The organism is Metabacillus sp. RB-C-LZQ-3-1 (genome assembly GCF_058315175.1).
Map to the genome: position 1 here is coordinate 24,681 of NZ_JBZFLI010000030.1, position 16,440 is coordinate 41,120.

A 16,440-nucleotide genomic window follows, 5' to 3' on the forward strand; every position below is an offset into this window, starting at 1 on the left:
TTTGACAATCTTTTTGGTAAAATGAGTGTGCATTTGTGAAACTTGCACTTTAGAAAGAGGATATACAACTCAAAAAGATAAAGGGAGACTGAAAATGGAAACTAAAGTAAGCGATGATAATCGAGAGAAAAACAGGAAATTAACAACCAAAATTGTCATTTGCATCAGTTTATTACTCATTATTGGTGTAGGTATATACGGATATTCTGTATACAGTTCAGTCGAAAGTACCTTAAAACAAACACATAAGCCGTTAGAGCATGAAGTTTCAACAAATCGTGATGCAAAGATAAGTTTCAGTAAGCAAGATCCTATTTCGATTTTATTATTAGGTGTAGATGAACGTGAGAATGACCGCGGCCGTTCCGATTCAATCATTTTATTGACCGTTAATCCTAAAGATCAATCAACTAAAATGGTCAGCATCCCACGTGATACACGTACTGAGATTGCTGGTCAGGATATGGAGGACAAAATTAACCACGCTTATTCATTCGGCGGGATAGACGGGACGATTGAAACAGTTGAAAATTTCTTGGACATTCCAGTTGACTTCTATATTGAAGTTAATATGAAAAGCTTTGAAGGGATTGTAGACGCAGTAGGTGGGGTAACAGTTAACAATACACTTGATTTCACTTATGAGGGTTCACATTTTAAGAAAGGTGAGCTGCAATTAAACGGTGCAGAGGCATTAAAATATTCTCGTATGCGTGATCAAGATCCCCGAGGTGACTTTGGCCGTCAAGAACGACAACGCCAAATTATTGATGAAGTTATTAACGAAGGAGCCAGTGTTAAAACTCTTGCGAATTATGGCGAGGTATTAAAAATAATTGGTGAAAATCTACGAACTAATTTAACATTTAATGACATGAAGAGCATCCAGTCGAACTACAAAGAAGCCCGTCATAATATACAGCAAATACAAATTAATGGTCATGGAAAAGAAATTAATGGTGTTTACTACTACATCGTATCCCAATCAGAACGCACAGAAATTTCTACAATGCTAAAGCAGCATTTGAATATTGACTGATGGAAGCAGCGGGACGGTTTCACTGTTCCCTTCTTTGTTCTAAATTGAATAATAGAAGCAATAGAACCGTCCCCCGCTTATTAATTAACTGTTTTGGTACATGCCGAACTAGATTTCTTCAGAAATATGAGATGCTTAGAAAAAATAATAGGGCAAAAATAAATTGCTCTTTATTTTCTCTACTAGTTGATTTAACAAGTCTTTTATTTACTCTTATCCTCTTCAGATTTTTCCAAAGATAAGAGGAAAGTTGTTTTTTAAAATTTTTTCTACTATTTAAATAGAATCAACGTAGCATCGTTTCTGGCATATTTGCTTCTCTTAAATCGTTCAAAATACAATATAAACATAAGTACCAGTCCTAGCTTGCCTTATTAGTTCCCAGTAAAAGCCCGGAGCTCAACCCATTCCCCAGGGGTTCCAGAGGATATACACTTCCAGCCCTCTACAATGTATTTGCTTCCCTTTTCTCCTAGTTCACGAGGGTCTGTGTTAATTCTTACATCTCCTTTTGCCCATGAAACGGCGGGAACATCTCCTGCAGGACTGCTTTTCCCCCAGTCTAATTTATTTGAGCCATCGGTAGAGAATAGATATTTCGCTTGGACGTTTTTCGTTATTAATTTATTCTCTGTGAGTCGGGTAACGTGATGAAAGTCACCGTTGAAATGCTTTACATCAGTTGATTCTCCTGTTAACAATGCTTCCTGCATAATACTGTCTTTTAATGGATAGCCGCCTTCATTTTTATAAACAACTGTATGCTTAAAATTATTGGCTTCGACTCCTATGATATTAATTTTCTCTGATTCTTGTTTAAATACAAATCCGTAGGTCGTAAAGGACCCGAATGCCCCAAGAGAAACTCCGTTAAAATTTACGGCAGCAGCCTTATATATTTCAATTAAATTTGTTGGCGAATCAGTTCCTTTCCCTTCAACATGGATGCCGGTAAAATTGATATTTCGTACTGTTTGATTTTTTCCTAATCGAATCGGTGTTTTGCCGCCGAAGTAACAGCCATTAAAGACAAAACTATCTAAACCAGCCTTTGTAGAACCATCGATTTCTAATCCTACATTCATTTGATCAACTCTTCCAAACGTACAATCATTAAATGTCATGACTCCTGAATTGTATCGGTCATTCCAAATAGAGAGTCCTGTCCCACCTGTACCATATCCGCTCCTTACACCCGTCATATTAATATGTGAAGCATTCATAAGGCGAATTCCATATTGATTCTTGCCTAGGCCTGCTATTGTTACGTTTGTCATCGTTATTTGCCGAGGCAGAATTCCAGCCTCTCGATTTAAGTTTTCTCCAACATCTCCGATACGTACACCGCTATTATCACCAGTCAATCTTATTAACAGATTATGGAACTGAATTCTTAGATGCGTTCCAGATGTCACGATTGCATACTCTTTGCCTGTATACGTAATTTTTGTACTTTGATCGCTATGTCCTTCACCGTATAATACAACTCTTTCCGGCACCTTGATCGTCTTTGTAATTTTGTAATTCCCTATAGGAAGCAGGACGATTCCACCACCTGACTTGCTTACTCGATCAATCGCTTTCTGTACAGATGCCGTATCATCATGTTCTCCATTGCCTTTTGCGCCGAACTCCTTTACAGAAGTCATATTAGAATCTATTTCAATTGATTTTTGTCCATTACTTTTGACATATAAAATAAACAAGATACAGTTTTGTATTAACAGAAACAAAACCATGTAGAATAAAATAGATTTTTTAAAATTCCGCATTCGTACCTCCTGTTAGCAAGTAAAAAAATAGACAAGAATCTAAGTTCCTGTCCACTTTTCATATATGTTTCATTATTGAGTTACAGTTACCGGTATTCTCCCTTTCATACTTGGACGACCTATAGAAATATATTCGAATCCGGTTTCTTGAATATCCTCTTTTGTAAAGACATTTCGACCATCGACAAAGATTGGTTGCTTCATTCCATTTTGTACTGATTTTAGTAGCTTTAAATCTTTAAACTCTTTCCAATCAGTTAGTAAGCAAACAGCATGACTGCCTTCTGTTGCCTCTTTTGCACTAACGCACCATTCTATGTTTTCGTTAGCTTCAATTAACGACTTGAAATTCTCCATGGCAATAGGATCATAAGCTTTTATATGCGCACCAGCCTTATTCAGCTCTTCGATGATTTCTTTTGCAGGTGCATCACGTACATCGTCGGTATCTGGTTTAAATGCAAGGCCCCAAATCGCAATTGTCTGACCTGAAAGACTTCCTAGAGATTGTTTTAGTTTTTCAATGATGTTGTAACGTTGTTCATTGTTCACTTGGACAACTGATTTTAGTAATTTAAATTCATAATCTTCATTACCGGCAATCTGAATAAGTGCCTGTGTGTCTTTTGGAAAACAGGAACCGCCATAACCGATGCCTGCATTTAAAAAGGCTGAACCGATTCGCTTATCCAACCCCATTCCATTCGCAACTTTAGTTACATCTGCTCCTACTTTTTCGCAAATATTGGCAATTTCATTTATAAAGGAGATTTTAGTAGCTAAAAAGGCATTAGAAGCGTATTTAATCATTTCAGCACTGCGAATATCTGTAACGATAATTTTTTCTGTTAGAGGCTTGTGAAGCTCTATAATCACATCTTCAGCCTGTTTACTTTCAACACCGATGATAATACGGTCCGGGTTGAATGTGTCATGTACAGCTGATCCCTCTCTCAAAAACTCCGGAACAGAGACAACATCAAATGGTTGATCTGTGTTACGACTGATAATTTGTTGAATTTGTTCATTTGTTCCTACAGGTACCGTGCTCTTCGTCATCACAATTTTGTATGTATTCATTTCTGTTGCAATATCTTTTGCAACTTGTTCAATAAAACTTAAGTTCGCTTCACCACTTGGTAATGGAGGTGTTCCAACAGCAATAATAATAACGTCAGCTTCTGTTACACCTTTTGAAATCTCACTTGTAAATGTCAAGTTGCCTTTTTCTACGTTTTTTTTAATTAACTCTTTTAAGCCAGGCTCATAAATGGGAACATCCATATTATTTAACATATCGATTTTCGATTGGTCCTTATCTACACAAATCACTTTATTACCTAGATCTGAAAAACAAACACCTGAAACAAGCCCAACGTACCCCGTCCCAATAACTGCTATATTCAAGATTACCTCTCCTTTACTAAGCTTATTTTGTTTTCTATTTGATAAGGGTTGCCATCGACTTCCCAGCCTTTATAACTAATAATGCGGGCTGGTATTCCAGCAACAACTGCATGATCCGGAACATCCTTTGTTACAACTGCGTTTGCACCAACCATAACGTTATTGCCAACTTTTATCTTTCCAATAATCTTTGCACCTGGAGCAATATACACATAATTGCCGATTTCCGGGACGCCCTTCTTTTCCCCTCTTCCTGCAATTCCGATTGTTACTCCCTGACCAATGTTACAATGCTCTCCAATGATTGTTTTTTGGTGAACAACCGTTAAACCGTAATGTGGAAGATAAAGACCTCTTGAAATTTTTGTACCGAGTGGAATTTGAATACTAGTTAGTAGTGACATCACTCTATGGATAACAAAAAAGCTGAGATAACCAAGTTGTTTTATGATAGGAAATTTGCACTTATCTTTAAAATAACTTCCAATTCTAAAACTAATAAGATACCAAATAGGTTCGTTCACAATAAACATTTTTAGTTTCCCAGATAAACTGTGATAATTTCCTACTTTGGCATATCGATGAATATCTGCCTTTAAATCCTTCAGCATATGTGCACCTCTTGATTACATTGCTTCGTAAGCTCTTGGGCATATTTTGCCGGAGTTTCAGCCCCAGTTATTACATTTGGAATATTCTCTTCTAAATGATGTTTTAATCGTCCTCTGTTTTTCCAGCAGCTTTCTACTTTTTTCATTAAATCCTCTGCCGTAATATCATTAATGTCTAGTACATAATCATGTAGTTTCAACAATTCCATAATACCCTTTGTTTTATGCTCATAATTAATAGCAACAGTCGGTATATGACTTGATAGCGCAAAAATATTTGAATGCATCCTAGTTCCAATAAACATGTCCATTTTTGAATAGAAATACTTTAATTCACGAGGGTGAAAATCATAATCTATTAACTTAGCATATCTTGAATTGATACCATTGATAATTTCCTTACTAATAATTCGATCATCATTAAAAGGATTTGGTCCTAATACCTGTGGCATTAATAACACTTTCCCATTATATTTTTCTTCGATATATTTAATGGTCTCTTGAATACTATGAATATACTTCTCACGATAAAAAGCTGTATTCTCAACCTCTGGAAAATTCCAGTCTCTTGCTGTAAGGCCAATAATTGGTCCATGATGATTTTCTTTCATCTCATGAAATAGTTTGTCAACTAAATCTGACTGTTGAGCTTCCATACAAAAAGCGGAATCTGGAACAATGGTGACAGATTCGTTTTGGCAATGAATCTTTTTTAACCACTCTTCTGAAATGTTTTCGCGAATATAAATTTTATCCACTTTATCAAGCACTCTTTTTGCCAGCTTTTGCATCTGATTATTATAAAAAGGTCCAATCGATTGTGAATAAATAATAACAGGCTTTTTATAATCGAATGCTATTTTAATTTGAACAAGATGCTGCATAAGAGCTGCGCTAAATCCGTGGGATAAAAGAAACCCGCCACCGCAGCTTACAACCACATCGGCCCACTCATAATCCGAATCTATACCCTTTTGATTACTGTTTAACATTCTCATTAATTTACCTGCTGATAATAGTTTTAAGAATTTTGATGTTTTAGGATCGATTGATATATTTGCTACACATGAAGCAACTGATACATCATACGCATTCTTATCAACCTCTGGAAATCTACTCTTTATCTTAATAGAACAACCAGGGTTATTTTTTCTTAGTGAATCTATCATGGAAAGTAGAATGCCAGCATCCCCTTTATTTCTAGATGAATGTGCATTAATAATTAAGATATTCACCGTTGCCCACCGACTCCTTTTCTTTTTTTCATCAATTTGCTGTATAGATCACGAACTACTTCAACCTTTAAGATGAATAGCAGCAACGTAAATAGGGTTATATATCCCAAAAAGAAGATGCCTAAAATAAGTAATTTGATAACGACATTAGATAATTGTTGCCAGTTAAATAAATCGAAAGAACTAACTAGATAGAGTATGAAACTTGATAGAGTAAGAGCTAAAACGATTTTCATGCTGGTTTTTATTAACGTACCTGACCACATGTTGGGCAGCTTTAATGTTAACTTCTTCCCCATATGAACCGTACTAATCAGCATTGCAATACTTGAAGAAAGTCCTAAACCTGAAAGACCCATCATGTTGACAAAAATAATACTTAATCCCATGTTAATAACTAAACTGTAAATAATAATTTTAATAGGTGTTTTTGTGTCTCCAAAGGCAAAGAAATTCCTCATCATGATTTCCCTAAATGCAGTAAATAAGAGACCGATGGAATAGTAGAAAAACACACCCGCTGTTGCAATTGTTGCTTCTTTATCAAAAGCGCCTCTTTCAAAGAGTACTTCAATTATTTGATTGCTAAATAGGATAAAAAATAGAGATACCGGTCCTACTAGAAAGAGAACAGCAAGAAGGCTATCTTGGGTCAATTTCACTAATTCTTTTGTCTGTACTTTGGTTGTTAATCTTGATATACTTGGAAATGTAACGGTAATAATACCTGTTACAAAAATCCCCATTATTACTGTACGTAGTCTAAAGGAATACATTAAGGCTGAAATACTACCTTCTTGTAGGGTAGATGCCAATAGTCGGTCAACAACCGCATTTAGCTGACTAAAAAACGTACTTACTAGAATGGGAAGTAATAGCAACATAAATTCTTTTGAACGAAAATCCCAAAACTGCTTTGCAGGCTTTAATCGATAATCATAGCGTTTTAAAAAGAAATAGAGCATGACAAATTGTGTAGCAAAGCCAATAAAGGTAACATATGCAATACTTTCAATCCCGTAGTTTTTACCAAAAACAAGCAAGTAAACAATAATCAGCAAATTGCTTGGCAATACACTAAGGGCTGGCAATACATAACTATCTAAACTGTTTAACATAACTGTATACAGCTGAATCACAATCACAAAGAATGTTAAGGGAAACAAGATTTTTAACATATCAATTGACAAATGTTCAGCATGATCAGGGAGACCTGGTGCTATAAAGGCAACAAAGCTTTCCCCTTTAAAAAACACGAACAGATACAAAAATAATGTGGCAAGGAAGAAATATTGAACAACCTTATTTGTAAACTCATAGGCGTCCTCTTTCTTAACAAGATACTTAACAAATAAGGGTAAGAAGACACTACTTAAGCTTAAAGAAAATGTAATACCTAAAGTGGCCGGAGTTAACGCAACATAGTAAGCATCTGATTCAAATGTTGTACCAAAATAATAAGCAACAAACGTTTCACGCAAAAAGCCTAAAACTTTACTTACTGTTGTGATAAGAAATACAAGTGCCCCAGCCTTCATCAATTTTGCAGACATACTTAGCGAACCTTCTATCTTTAAGAATTAGTCAATTTGGTTAAATAATCACCAATCGCTCCTAAAAGTTTACTGTTATCAAATTCATATTTTTCGTATTGTTTCTCTTTCACTACTTTAATTGCAGTCTTTAAATCTTTTATATCGTAAACTGGTTCAATCAACCCTTTTTGTTCAAACAATTGAGCAATCTCGAGCTGGTGATCATCTACATGCTCGCCATACTCCTTTTGCCTAGGTACAACAATAACCTTTTTGTCTAATTTCAGGCATTTAATGATTGAGCTTGTCCCTGAGTGGGTAATAATTAATTCGCTATCCGCAATACATTGATCCATTTCTTCCGGACTAACTAAGTCAGAAGAGACAAAGTATTTTGGTTTATAATTTGAATATCCAATCTGCGCAATTATAGGTTCAGTAATGACCTTCTGCTCAACAAGATGATCTAATTCCTGGAACAAGCGATCAAATTGAAATCTTTGAGTTCCTACAGTAACAAAAATCAATAGATAACCCCCTTATATTCTGCCTTTGGGTAATATTTTTTTAATTCTTCCCATTGAATATAAAAGCGATCGGCAAACTTATAAACAATTCTACCTGTAATGGTTGGCGAATTAATCTTGGCAAAGCTTTCAATGAAAATGACCTTTGCATTTAATAGTTTCCCGAAAAAGCACACTGGAATGACCGCACCGGCACCAGTTGAGATAATAACATCAGGCTTTTCTTTTAATACAATAGATAGTGATTTTAAAATATTTGATGCAAAATCCCAGATAAAACTTAGATTCTTTCTTTCCTGCTGATTCATATAATATGTTTTAAAGTTTTTTTCTAAAGAGGCTGTACTCGTATTTTCTTCAGTTACGATAAAAAATTCATGCTCTTGTGCTAGTGGGAGCAATTGCTTTAACTGTGCTAAATGCCCCCCAGATGAACTAATTAAACAAATTTTCATGTTTATTCACCCTCTTTTTTCGGCTCAATTTTTTATATAATAGTGATAGATCCTTTAATAAAACATCAAGATCATATTTTTCAGCAATAAGACGTTGATTATTATGCCCCATCTCATAGCGAAGTTCTCTATTTACTAAAAGATCTGTTAATCTTGCGGCTAATTGAGGCACATCTCCAGGTTTGACAAGATACCCATTTTCATCGTCTTTAATAACCTCAGGAATGCCTCCAACAGGAGTACTAACAATTGGCAAACCATAATCCATTGCTTCTAAAATAGCCATCGGCAATCCTTCATTATAAGATGGTAAAACCAATAAATCAGATGTTTTTAAGAGAGATTTCTTCTGATCTCCATTAATCCACCCCAGTGTTTCCACATATTCATGAAGCTGATATGTATCTATTAACTGATTAACCTCTTCTATCTCACCATCCCCTGCTAATAAGAACTTTCCTTTAATTCCGTTTTCCTTTAATAGCTTTATAGCCTCAATAAGATCGTACGTTCCTTTCCGCTTACCTAAACGCCCCATAAACAAAGCGATTGGAGGTACGTTATTCTTCTTTTGCAGCGTAAAATTAGATTTTGTCACCCCATTATAAAGGACTTGAACTCTCCCATTTGGGACCAGACTGGAAAAATATTGGTACCATTCTTTCGACAGCACAACTAATTTATCACATTTGTTCAAAATGAACCGGCAATATTTCTTTTGCCCTTCACTTAATCCTGCATAGAAGTCCTTAAAGCTTGAGCCATGTACATGCACAATAACAGGAATAGAAAAAGTCTTTGCAACCAAAACGAATAATGATTTTCGATAAAAGCTTCCTTTATAAGACATATGGATGTGAAGTACATCAGGTCTATTTGTTAGTAGTTTTAGTAAAAAAAGAAAAAACCCGCTAACAAATATGGATACCCGCTTTAATGCACTCCCAGTAATATAAGTTGCCACCATATCCATGGTAAATTCTTTACTAATTGAAGAGTCATTAATATTTTTCATAACGGTCACGATTCCACCCTTGTCAGCTAGAGAAGAACCTACAACTAATACTTTGGTTTTCATTGGATCCACCTTCTTTCGCTTTCTTCTCTTTTTACAATGTAAAATCCCTTATCAAGACTGGATCGTTTTGCTAGAGTCAGAATGTCTTTCTTGTTTGAGAGAAAAGGCCATACCTATTATGCCAAAGATGAAAATATACCCTGGAGCACTATTAAATATTTGTTCTCCAGTAGATTCTACAATGGCTTGAATGAGGATCAGTACGGCAAATAAATAGAAAACTTTTATATTGAGATTATTTTCAGCTCTATATGCTCTTAACAAATAAATACAAAAGTAGGAAAATATAGCCAAAAGGGCCATTCCACCTAAAAAACCAATTTCACCAATAATATGAGGCCAGTAGGTATCAGTTGCCCATTTAGGATCGTCAGGCCTAAGACCGTATACTTTATCTAAGCCATATTCATAGTAAACTGGGCTATAATTGGTTCTTGCAATAAATCCTCCATACCTTCCAAAACCAACACCAAACGGAAATTCATTCATTGCAACTTGATAACCAATAAAATAAAGTGCTTTTCGTGCAGAATCTAAATAACTTGCCTCAATATAACGATCAACTGTTAAATTGACCAGTTCGATTATTTGATCTCCGATGACGTAATAACCTAGTGTCGTAAATAAAATAATCCAAAATATCCGTCCTAGCATCTTTTTATAACCGAGTTTAAAAAAAGAAAAAATATATGTTGTCATTAATGTTAAAACAACTTTAAATCTGAATGAAAGCATGGCTGCTAGAAAAAACAAAATCGTATAAATACCAAATTTGCGATCATCTTTTACCGTATAATTTGCTAAGCAATACAGCCCAACAACAGCCATGAACCACCCATATACACCGGGATGGATAAACAAAGATTGGACACTCACAATACCTGCGCGGACATCTATCATATTGTTTGTGTGTAAAAAATTTCTAAACGGCTCATAGAATACTAGATCAATTCCAGCAAATATAGCGATAATGACCGCGATTACCTTCACAATTTTAATATATCTAGTTATATCTTCTTCTGAAAAAGGAACAGACCTAAAAATAAAGAAGATGAATAACCCTTTCAACATTAAAAATAAACCTTGTAAAGTGATCGTAAATGGAACAGAGTGGATCAGCGAAGAGATCAAGCCAAGTAAAACAATCATGAAACATGCAATAAACGTAAAATCAAACGTAAATCGTTTGTTTTTAAAATTTTTATAAAGAACAATAGGTAAAAACAGGACAATAAAGAGTTCATCTAAACTACTAATCATTGTTCCAAGAACACTATTCAACTGTTCAAGAAGACCTGTTAATAAATCCTGAAAAATAATGAGAACGAGAAAGTAAGGAAGTATTTTTTTAAACCAGCTATAGTCATGAAAGTATACTAAAAATAAAACATAGATCGTTATTCCAATAATAAATATAGGGAGGTAAATATGAATGATCGCCGCTAATCCTATGATAAAAGATAAGGATATCAATAGTATGATATTTCTTGTATTACTCATGCCTAATACCATTCATTTTTTCCTCCCGAATGAATATTAATAATTAGATTCATCTTTTTCTAATTGACTTTCATTACCCATAATAATAAGAAGTACTTTCTCTCTCCATCCCATTAAGTACAACACCTAGTAACCTAGCATTTACGTTACCTAATAGCTCCTTAGACTTTTTAATCGTCTTGATCTCTGTTTCTCCGCTTCTTACAACAAGAAGGACTCCATCTACTTCACTTGCCAAAATCACACCATCTGTAACTGCGATGACAGGAGGAGCATCAAACACGATTAAGTCGTACATATCTTGAGTAGTTGTGATAAATTCCTTCATTGCACTTGATCCCAGCATTTCAGATGGATTTGGTGGGATTGGGCCACTTGAAAGAACAAATAAATTCCCTTGTTTTGTTGGCTTAATTGCCTCCTCAAGCTTTACTTGTTTTGTAAACACATTTGTAAATCCTAAGGTGTTTTCTACTTGAAACGTATAATGCACAGTAGGCTTTCTTAAATCAACATCCACTAGTAGTACTTTCTTTCCTTGTTGAGCAAAGACAGCTGCTACATTAGCAGCAGTTGTTGATTTCCCTTCACCTGCATTAGGAGAAACGACGAGCAATGTTTTTATTTCCTTATCGATTGAAGAAAATTCTATATTTGTTCGAATCGTTCGATATTGCTCTGATACATGAAACTTCGGATGCTCCATCGTAATTAAGCTACGTCTATTGGAATCCATTTTCCTGCTTTTCTTTCTTTTAAGAACCAAGTGACTCCCTCCTTACCTGTTGAGTAGGCTTTTGATCCGCTTTGAATTTAGAGATCTCGTCTTGCTTAAATAACGAAACAATTCCTATAACAGGAAGGCCCAGCTTTTCAATCTCCCGTTCCGTTTTAGCGGTATTATCCATATATTCAAATAAGAAAATCAATCCTACACTAACAATTAACCCAGCAAAAAAAGCAATAGCAGTGTTGATAAACGGTTTTGGCTTTACAGGACTATCATTCACTTGAGCTTTAGACCAAACCTTCACATGATCTGCGTTTAATTTCTCAGCAATTTCACGTTGAAAAATAGTTGAAGTTGCATCTGCGATTTTAGCCGCTAAGATTGGATCTTTATCCTCTACGATGATTTTGAAGAGTTGTGATTCTGTCTTCGTTTCAACGTTTATTTGCTTCACCAACTCATCAGATGTCGTATTTAAGTTCAATTCTTTTATAACCAAATCAAGTATGGCTGGACTTTGTATAATCTCACTATACGTATTAATCATTTTAAATGTAGCTTGAATTTCATTAAAATTAGCTTCTTCCGTTTTTTCATTATTTACAATAATCTGTGTTGAAGACTGATAGACAGGCGATAAGACAAAGAAACTTAAAACTGCACTAACTGATGCGGATAATAAGGAAACAGTGATTAATATCCAAAGATGTTTTTTTAGTGCGAAAACAATATCTTGTACGTTTATTTTATCTTCCATTCGAACCTCCATAGGTGCTACATTCCTTAATTTTCGGGGAGCAATTGATGATATTGATTGCTCCCATTAGGTTTTCAATTTAAAAATGAAAGGAGGGTAATAACCCTCCTGAAAAAGCACATATTAATTGAAGGTATATCTCAACTATTCACTCTTTTAATATGCATTTTTATCATGAAACAATATAATGACAGTTTTAAAGATTATTTTGATATCATAGAATATGCTTTGCTTTTTGATATATTTCAGATCAAGTTCAACCATTTCTTTAAACCCAATATTACTTCTTCCACTTACTTGCCATAATCCTGTACATCCCGGTACGACTAATAAGCGTTGTTTATCATAGTCATTGTATTCTGCCACTTCCCGTAATAATGGGGGCCTAGGTCCGACTAAGCTCATATCCCCTTTAAGTACATTCCATATTTGCGGAAGTTCATCAATGCTTGTCTTTCTTATAAACTTTCCTACCCGGGTAATACGAGGGTCATCCTTCATCTTAAACATCGCACCAGTTGTTTCGTTATGCTTTAGCAGGCTTTCAAGTCTTGCCTCTGCATCGGTAACCATCGAACGAAACTTATACATTTTAAATTCCTTCCCATTTTTACCAACCCTTGTTTGTGAAAAAAAAACTGGCCCTTTTGGATCCTCAATTTTTATAGCAAGACTAACAAAAAGAAATACGATACTAGTAATGAGTAAACCGATAATAGATCCAAATATATCCATTAATCGCTTCAAAGCTAAGTAAGACTTTTTTTCTTGATAATCAAGGGATGGTGAAACAGAGACATTTTGTATTTTGGCTAATTCTGGCATAGTTTGACCTTATCCCCCTCAACATTTATGAAATATTTGTTTTGCTTCCTTCAAGAATCTCTTCGATAAATGGTACTAGTTCACGTTTTAGTTCTTCATGTTGAAGAGCAAATTCAATCGTTGTTTGAATAAACCCGATTTTTTCCCCCACATCAAATCGTTTCCCCTCAAAGTCATAGGCAAATACTCGTTGAATTTCGTTTAACTTTTGAATCGCATCTGTTAATTGGATCTCTCCGCCAGCACCGGTTTCTTGTTGTTCTAAAAACGTAAAGATTTCAGGTGTTAAAATATATCTGCCCATGATTGCTAAATTTGACGGTGCTGTTCCTTGCTTCGGCTTTTCTACAAATGAATTTACTTGATAACGTCTGCCTTCGCTTGATATCGGGTCAATAATTCCGTAACGATGTGTTTGGTGATCAGGAACAGTCTGTACGCCAATAACTGATGAATATGTTTTTTCATATTGGTCGATTAATTGACGAAGTCCCGGAACGTCAGCTTGGACAATATCATCACCTAATAGTACGGCAAACGGTTCATTACCAATGAAGTTTCGTGCACACCAAACCGCATGACCAAGTCCCTTTGGCTCCTTTTGGCGAATATAGTGTATGTTAATTTTTGATGATTCTAGTACTTTATCTAGTAACTCCAATTTCCCTTTTTCCAATAAATTCTGTTCAAGTTCAAATGCATTATCAAAATGATCCTCAATGGCGCGTTTTCCTTTTCCAGTCACAATAATAAGATCTTCAATACCTGATTCAATCGCTTCTTCCACAATATATTGAATTGTTGGCTTATCAACAATTGGAAGCATTTCTTTTGGCATTGCTTTTGTAGCAGGTAAGAACCTTGTGCCTAAACCTGCAGCTGGTATGATCGCTTTTTTAACTTGTTTCATGTCTAATTACTCCTTTATTGTTATAGTTTTTAATCAATCTTCTAAATTCGTAACTGACGTCCAATAAGCAAGGAAAAGAGAAGAGAATGGATATCTTTTAAAAATCCATAGTCCTAAATAAAAATAGTTGGATATATTTACAACAACAAACCAACCACATAGAAACAGTTAGAAAAATCATTATGTAATTAAATTTAGTTGAATTATGTAAAAATCACACCAACATCTTATGTACAATATCTTGTATTTCATTGATTCAAGATTCGACAATTCCGAACCCTTAAGTACAAGGAAATAATAAAATAATAAAATTTTGGTTACAATAGGAAATTTGTGAAAGCGTAAACATAACAAGAGATGACCTTCTAGTGAGTTACTACTAGAAAAACACTCTAATATAGTAGAAAGTACTAATTTCAATGTTTTGGATTCTCTTTTAATAGGACTTTTCATTTTCCACAACCAAATGTCAATTTTGAACATGTAAATCCTTAAGCTTAAAAGGAAAATACAAACATCAAACCAGAAATGTTTAGTTAAAATCAAGCTAAAACGTTAGTACTATTTAGCGTTTCCTATTAATCAAGTAAATCTTATTTGAGTAAAACTGCTTATTTTGAAAAAATGGGGTTTTTTAAGGCTGTTTTCCTCCTTTTCATCAAAAAATATCAGATACATTTCAAACGAATCTCTATTTTTAGTTTTCAATTCCCCATAGGAGAGCTGTATGATTTTAACAGATAAAAAAGGAACCAGAGCTTCGTTACTCTGATTCCTTAAAATAGATCCTGTCATTAATAGCGTTACTTTTACATCATCATTTTTGTGTAATCTGAGTACACGAAGACAAAATCTTTTCCCTAATTCCATTTTTAATTGTTGCTACAATGATCTTTGTATATCCCTTGTTCACAGAGCTTTGACGATATTCCTCTAATCTTCCATGCTTTGTGCTCGATCATCATTCCAGATATGAAATAGCAATGTATATCAACCAGGTATCCCGCCTTAAGTCTATATTTCTCCTAGTAAAAAGTTATTATCTCTATTACTTCATCCTTGATCTTACTATCTAGTATTATAAAGTTAACAAATCTTCAATCAATATAAATTATTTTAGCTGTGGGTACTAGAACAATCAGAAGAGGAACAGATTGGTGGATTAATCTAAATGCTTTTTCCATACCGCTTCTTCTTTATTTTTAATTCTATAGAACTTTACGTGAAATAGTTTCATCCATAAGAATCATTATCATCCTCAAGTCACTGTAATTTCAAAGGTAGAAATGGTAAAATTAGACCATGAAATTTATCTCTAGGAGGTAAAAGCTTTGTTACTTTTTGTATTTATCATTATTACTTTGTTGTTTATAATAAGCTTTACTAAAATTTCAAAAAGATCTGATGCAAGAAGTAAAGATCATTATAAGGAGTTAAAAGAACGGAATAAAAACGATAAAATTTGTTAAGTAAGTCCTTATGCATACAAAAGTTAAATAGCAAAGGGTATTTTTTGCTTCATTTATTTTTCTACTATATAAGGAAAGATCTTTTCTTTTTTATAAATTTTGTAATTACATTTACCTTTTTTAAAAACATTTTCATTTATTGCTTTTCCTTATTCTTCTATTAGCTTCAGACAGGCTTGAAGTGGATCATCTTATCTTTAGGCAAGGCAAAAGAATGCCTTGTCTCCTTAATAATTACACTACATTGTTAGCTCTTCTTCCTCTTCTTCTGGTTGAAGAAGGCCTACCGCCTTAGCATATTTCAGCAAATATATCAACACTAGTGATAAGGGCATCAACCGTAAGAAGCTCAATGTCAACTAACGCGCCCATAAACCAATTACCACACCCTTATCCAAAATGCGGTCAATTACTTCAGCTAAACTATACGAGTCTACACTTTTTGAATAGCAGCCATAATATCCCTCATTCCGTAGGCTGAACCAAAGGGAACTTTATAGAATATTCTCTATACCTTATACAGGTGACGCTCCCCTTCATTCCAATGAAGATTCTTCAATTCTAAAACGTAGTAGTATATAATATGAATC

At 34.5% G+C, this 16,440-nt stretch carries 14 protein-coding genes and 1 pseudogene; 1 reads left to right on the plus strand and 14 read right to left on the minus strand.

Going from position 1 to position 16,440, the window contains the following annotated elements; genetic code table 11:
- Nucleotides 1–94 precede the first annotated feature (94 nt).
- Nucleotides 95–1,039 (plus strand): polyisoprenyl-teichoic acid--peptidoglycan teichoic acid transferase TagU, encoded by a 945-nt coding sequence (gene tagU / locus AC4GZ8_RS24890; protein ID WP_491084575.1) that lies wholly within the window; start codon nucleotides 95–97, stop codon nucleotides 1,037–1,039.
- Between the two features lie 374 nt (nucleotides 1,040–1,413).
- On the opposite strand, the gene AC4GZ8_RS24895 is transcribed toward tagU, so the two are convergent.
- The 14 genes and pseudogenes from AC4GZ8_RS24895 to gvpJ all read right to left on the minus strand — a co-directional run.
- On the minus strand, nucleotides 1,414–2,811 hold the full coding sequence (locus tag AC4GZ8_RS24895; RefSeq protein WP_491084576.1) for a glycosyl hydrolase family 28-related protein: 1,398 nt from the start codon (nucleotides 2,809–2,811) through the stop codon (nucleotides 1,414–1,416).
- A 72-nt stretch (nucleotides 2,812–2,883) separates the two neighbouring features.
- Nucleotides 2,884–4,218, minus strand: coding sequence for a UDP-glucose dehydrogenase family protein (locus AC4GZ8_RS24900; protein ID WP_491084577.1), 1,335 nt, complete (start codon nucleotides 4,216–4,218; stop codon nucleotides 2,884–2,886).
- Between the two features lie 2 nt (nucleotides 4,219–4,220).
- Nucleotides 4,221–4,829, minus strand: a complete 609-nt coding sequence (locus AC4GZ8_RS24905) for a serine O-acetyltransferase (protein WP_491084578.1) — start codon at nucleotides 4,827–4,829, stop codon at nucleotides 4,221–4,223.
- Nucleotides 4,823–6,064, minus strand: a complete 1,242-nt coding sequence (locus AC4GZ8_RS24910) for a polysaccharide pyruvyl transferase family protein (RefSeq protein ID WP_491084579.1) — start codon at nucleotides 6,062–6,064, stop codon at nucleotides 4,823–4,825. The genes AC4GZ8_RS24905 and AC4GZ8_RS24910 overlap by 7 nt, the downstream gene beginning before the upstream one ends.
- The gene (gene murJ / locus AC4GZ8_RS24915; protein WP_491084580.1) at nucleotides 6,061–7,617 is read right to left on the minus strand and encodes a murein biosynthesis integral membrane protein MurJ; all 1,557 of its coding nucleotides are present in this window, start codon (nucleotides 7,615–7,617) and stop codon (nucleotides 6,061–6,063) included. The genes AC4GZ8_RS24910 and murJ overlap by 4 nt, the downstream gene beginning before the upstream one ends.
- 20 nt (nucleotides 7,618–7,637) lie before the next feature.
- Complete coding sequence (pssE, locus tag AC4GZ8_RS24920) at nucleotides 7,638–8,126, minus strand: PssE/Cps14G family polysaccharide biosynthesis glycosyltransferase (protein WP_491084581.1); 489 nt, start codon at nucleotides 8,124–8,126, stop codon at nucleotides 7,638–7,640.
- Nucleotides 8,123–8,581 (minus strand): PssD/Cps14F family polysaccharide biosynthesis glycosyltransferase, encoded by a 459-nt coding sequence (gene pssD, locus AC4GZ8_RS24925; RefSeq protein ID WP_491084582.1) that lies wholly within the window; start codon nucleotides 8,579–8,581, stop codon nucleotides 8,123–8,125. The genes pssE and pssD overlap by 4 nt, the downstream gene beginning before the upstream one ends.
- Entirely contained in the window at nucleotides 8,562–9,659 is a 1,098-nt protein-coding gene (locus tag AC4GZ8_RS24930) for a glycosyltransferase family 4 protein (RefSeq protein ID WP_491084583.1), read from the minus strand. The genes pssD and AC4GZ8_RS24930 overlap by 20 nt, the downstream gene beginning before the upstream one ends.
- A gap of 51 nt (nucleotides 9,660–9,710) precedes the next feature.
- Complete coding sequence (locus AC4GZ8_RS24935) at nucleotides 9,711–11,171, minus strand: hypothetical protein (RefSeq protein ID WP_491084584.1); 1,461 nt, start codon at nucleotides 11,169–11,171, stop codon at nucleotides 9,711–9,713.
- Nucleotides 11,172–11,232: 61 nt separating this feature from the next.
- Nucleotides 11,233–11,925 carry a CpsD/CapB family tyrosine-protein kinase gene (locus AC4GZ8_RS24940; RefSeq protein ID WP_491084585.1) on the minus strand — a complete coding sequence of 231 codons (693 nt, stop codon included), beginning with the start codon at nucleotides 11,923–11,925 and terminating at the stop codon, nucleotides 11,233–11,235.
- A complete protein-coding gene (locus AC4GZ8_RS24945; RefSeq protein WP_491084586.1) occupies nucleotides 11,915–12,646 on the minus strand; it encodes a YveK family protein in 732 nt (243 codons plus the stop codon). The genes AC4GZ8_RS24940 and AC4GZ8_RS24945 overlap by 11 nt, the downstream gene beginning before the upstream one ends.
- A 156-nt stretch (nucleotides 12,647–12,802) precedes the next feature.
- Nucleotides 12,803–13,471: a sugar transferase gene (locus AC4GZ8_RS24950; protein WP_491084587.1), complete on the minus strand. Its 669-nt coding sequence runs from the start codon at nucleotides 13,469–13,471 to the stop codon at nucleotides 12,803–12,805.
- Nucleotides 13,472–13,496: 25 nt separating this feature from the next.
- A complete protein-coding gene (gene galU / locus AC4GZ8_RS24955) occupies nucleotides 13,497–14,381 on the minus strand; it encodes a UTP--glucose-1-phosphate uridylyltransferase GalU (protein WP_491084588.1) in 885 nt (294 codons plus the stop codon).
- A 1,708-nt stretch (nucleotides 14,382–16,089) separates the two neighbouring features.
- A pseudogene (gvpJ, locus tag AC4GZ8_RS24960) lies at nucleotides 16,090–16,293 on the minus strand (gas vesicle protein GvpJ); the annotation flags it as partial.
- Nucleotides 16,294–16,440 lie beyond the last annotated feature (147 nt).